Source organism: Allobosea sp. CER48, assembly GCF_044752385.1.
Lineage (GTDB): Bacteria > Pseudomonadota > Alphaproteobacteria > Rhizobiales > Beijerinckiaceae > Allobosea.
Genome location: NZ_JBIWYK010000374.1, coordinates 1 through 3,206, shown reverse-complemented (window position 1 = coordinate 3,206; position 3,206 = coordinate 1). Strand labels below are relative to the sequence as shown.

The window sequence follows — 3,206 nt, the reverse complement described above, 5'->3', positions numbered from 1 at the left end:
ACAACGGCGGATCATACCCCTGCGTCACGGCGATGACGCTCCTGCGCGGCGTCGATTGTCCGCCTTCATTGGAACTGCTACATAGTGGCCATGTCGCCGTGTGAGCATCATTTGCAGCGCTTCAGCGCCGTGCAGGGAGAGGGCCATCTGCCGCCCCTGCCGACGACGCAGGACTTTGCCGCGCTGCACGACCATGCCCGCCTGCCGTGGCGCTTCTTCGGCCGCTTCACAGCCTCCATCGCTGCGGGCCTTACCGGCGCCTGAGACCGGCCGCTTCGCGGCCGGCGACAGGCGTCTGATTTGTGCGCGACGGAATGACCGGCGCGGCGCTGCATCGATTTTCCGGATCACAGTTACCAAGACCGAGACCAAGCCATGACTGCGTCAACAGGCCCCCGCACTCTCTACGACAAGATCTTCGACGATCACGTCATCGACCGGCAGGACGACGGCACCTGCCTGCTCTATATCGACCGCCACCTCGTCCATGAGGTCACCAGCCCGCAGGCCTTCGAGGGCCTGCGCATGACCGGCCGCAAGGTCCGCTCGCCGGAAAAGACGCTCGCCGTCGTCGACCACAACATCCAGACGACCGACCGCTCCAAAGGCATCCAGGAAGAGGAAAGCCGCATCCAGGTCGAGGCGCTCGCCAAGAACGCCAGGGACTTCGGCGTCGAGTACTTCAACGAGCTCGACAAGCGCCAGGGCATCGTCCACATCGTCGGCCCCGAGCAGGGCTTCACCCTGCCCGGCACGACGATCGTCTGCGGCGACTCGCACACCTCGACGCATGGCGCCTTCGGCGCGCTGGCGCACGGCATCGGCACCTCCGAGGTCGAGCACGTCCTCGCCACGCAGACGCTGATCCAGAAGAAGGCGAGGAACATGCTCGTCCAGGTGGACGGCACGCCTGCTCCCGGCGTCGGCGCCAAGGACATCACGCTCGCCATCATCGGCGAGATCGGCACGGCCGGCGGCACCGGCTCGGTGATCGAGTACGCCGGTGAGGCCATCCGCGGGCTGACGATGGAAGGCCGCATGACGGTCTGCAACATGTCGATCGAGGGCGGCGCCCGCGCCGGCATGGTCGCGCCGGACCAGAAGGCCTTCGATTATCTGCAGGGCCGCCCCAAGACGCCGAAGGGCGAGGCCTGGGACGCTGCCATCCGCTACTGGGAGACGCTGCGTTCCGACGAGGGCGCGCATTTCGACCGCATCGTGAGGCTCGACGCAGCCAATCTGCCGCCGATCGTCTCCTGGGGCACGAGCCCCGAGGACGTGATCTCGGTCACCGGCGCGGTGCCCGATCCGGAGCTGATCGCTGACGAGGTCAAGCGCGCCTCGAAGAAGCGCGCGCTGGAGTATATGGGCCTCTCGGCCGGCACCAAGATGACCGAGATCCCGCTCGACGTCATCTGGATCGGCTCCTGCACCAATGGCCGCATCGAGGATTTGCGCACCGTCGCCAAGATCGTCGAGGGCAAGAAGATCCATGACAGCCTCGACTACGCGATGATCGTCCCCGGCTCCGGCCTGGTGAAGCAGCAGGCGGAGCTGGAAGGCCTCGACAAGATCTTCCTCGCGGCCGGCTTCGAATGGCGCGAGCCGGGTTGCTCGATGTGCCTCGGCATGAATCCCGACCAGCTCAAGCCGGGCCAGCGCGCCGCCTCGACCTCGAACCGCAATTTCGAGGGTCGCCAGGGCTATCGCGGCCGCACCCACCTCGTTTCGCCGGCGATGGCGGCAGCGGCAGCGCTGACCGGCCACTTCGTCGACGTCCGCACGCTGGGCTGAGCGGCAAACGCGGGGAGCCGATCATGACGAACGATCCCCGCGAGGCGGCGCGAGAAGCCGAGGCCAAGGCGGCGCTGGAGCGCGTCAAGCGCGACAGCGAGACGGTCCTCGGCTCGTCGATGAACCGGGCGGCGCAGCACTTCTCGGGCGCCGACGCGCCCGAGGGCGACAGGATCGAGCTGTGGGGCCGCCGCATCGGCCGCTCCCTCTCGTTGCTCGGCGTCATCGTGCTCGCCTTCTGGCTCGGCCATCAGCTGAAGATGTGGTGATGGGCATGGATGCGGTCGTGAGCAAGAGCGCGGACATCGACTGGGACGGCGCCAAGGCCCCATCCCAGGAGGCGTTGGAAGTGCTGGCGCAGGCTGCCTTCGACCGCCTGCCGGAGGCGTTCCGCGCGCTCTGCGCCGACGTCATCTTCAACGTCACCGAGTTCCCCGAGGACGACGTGCTGAAGGAGCTGGAGGCGGAGAGCCCCTTCGACCTGCTCGGCCTCTTCAGCGGCGTCGGCCTGCCGCAGCAGGGTTACGCGCCGCAGACCGGCCAGATGCCCAACACCATCCACCTCTATCGCAGGCCGATCCTCGACTACTGGGCGGAGAATGACGAGAGCCTCGGCGCCATCGTCACCCACGTCATGGTCCATGAGATCGGCCACCATTTCGGCTTCTCCGACGAGGACATGGAAGCCATCGAACAGGCGGCCGGCTGAGCCGGCCCATCGCAAGGACAACGACCATGCAGCCCTTCACCACGCTGACCTCGACGCCCGCCCCGATGAAGGTGGTCAATGTCGACACCGACATGATCATCCCCAAGCAGTATCTGAAGACGATCAAGCGCACGGGCCTCGGCACCGCGCTGTTCTCGGAGATGCGCTACAAGGAGGATGGCTCGGAGAACCCGGATTTCGTGCTGAACCAGCCGGCTTACCGGAAAGCCGAGATTCTGGTGGCCGGCGACAATTTCGGCTGCGGTTCGTCGCGCGAGCACGCCCCCTGGGCGCTGCTCGACTTCGGAATCCGCTGCGTGATCTCCACGAGCTTCGCCGACATCTTCTACAACAACTGCTTCAAGAACGGCATCCTGCCGATCAAGGTGACGCCCGAACAGCTCGAGATGCTGTTCGACGACGCCGAGCGCGGCTCCAACGCGACGCTGACGATCGACTTGGAGAAGCAGACGATCAAGGGCCCGGATGGCGGCGAGATCAGCTTCGAGATCGACCCGTTCCGCAAGCACTGCCTGCTCAGCGGCCTCGACGATATCGGCCTGACCATGGAGAAGGCCTCCAAGATCGAGGCTTTCGAGGACAAGCTGAAGCAGCGCGCCTGGGCGTGAGCCGGCGGCATGCGTGATGCGCGGGATGGTCGGGCTTGTCCCGACCGTCCATGCCTCGGTCGATCGCGCCTGGC

The 3,206-nt window shown here is 66.3% G+C and carries 5 protein-coding genes; all 5 read left to right on the top strand.

The window, feature by feature from the left end; translation table 11 throughout:
- Positions 1 to 111 precede the first annotated feature (111 nt).
- Positions 112 to 264 (top strand): hypothetical protein, encoded by a 153-nt coding sequence (locus tag ACIPIA_RS13040; RefSeq protein ID WP_156134498.1) that lies wholly within the window; start codon positions 112 to 114, stop codon positions 262 to 264.
- A 111-nt stretch (positions 265 to 375) separates the two neighbouring features.
- On the top strand, positions 376 to 1,794 hold the full coding sequence (leuC, locus tag ACIPIA_RS13035) for a 3-isopropylmalate dehydratase large subunit (protein WP_400510166.1): 1,419 nt from the start codon (positions 376 to 378) through the stop codon (positions 1,792 to 1,794).
- 23 nt (positions 1,795 to 1,817) lie between these two features.
- A complete protein-coding gene (locus tag ACIPIA_RS13030) occupies positions 1,818 to 2,063 on the top strand; it encodes a hypothetical protein (protein ID WP_400510165.1) in 246 nt (81 codons plus the stop codon).
- 17 nt (positions 2,064 to 2,080) lie between these two features.
- Positions 2,081 to 2,503, top strand: a complete 423-nt coding sequence (locus ACIPIA_RS13025) for a metallopeptidase family protein (RefSeq protein WP_400510163.1) — start codon at positions 2,081 to 2,083, stop codon at positions 2,501 to 2,503.
- A 26-nt stretch (positions 2,504 to 2,529) separates the two neighbouring features.
- Entirely contained in the window at positions 2,530 to 3,132 is a 603-nt protein-coding gene (leuD, locus tag ACIPIA_RS13020) for a 3-isopropylmalate dehydratase small subunit (protein ID WP_400510161.1), read from the top strand.
- Positions 3,133 to 3,206: the final 74 nt, after the last annotated feature.

What these genes read in the sequence shown, in the direction of transcription:
- leuC (WP_400510166.1), top strand. Translation starts at nt 376, where the DNA reads ATGACTGCGTCAACAGGCCCCCGCACTCTCTACGACAAGATCTTCGAC.
- leuD (WP_400510161.1), top strand. Translation starts at nt 2,530, where the DNA reads ATGCAGCCCTTCACCACGCTGACCTCGACGCCCGCCCCGATGAAGGTG.
- ACIPIA_RS13030 (WP_400510165.1), top strand. Translation starts at nt 1,818, where the DNA reads ATGACGAACGATCCCCGCGAGGCGGCGCGAGAAGCCGAGGCCAAGGCG.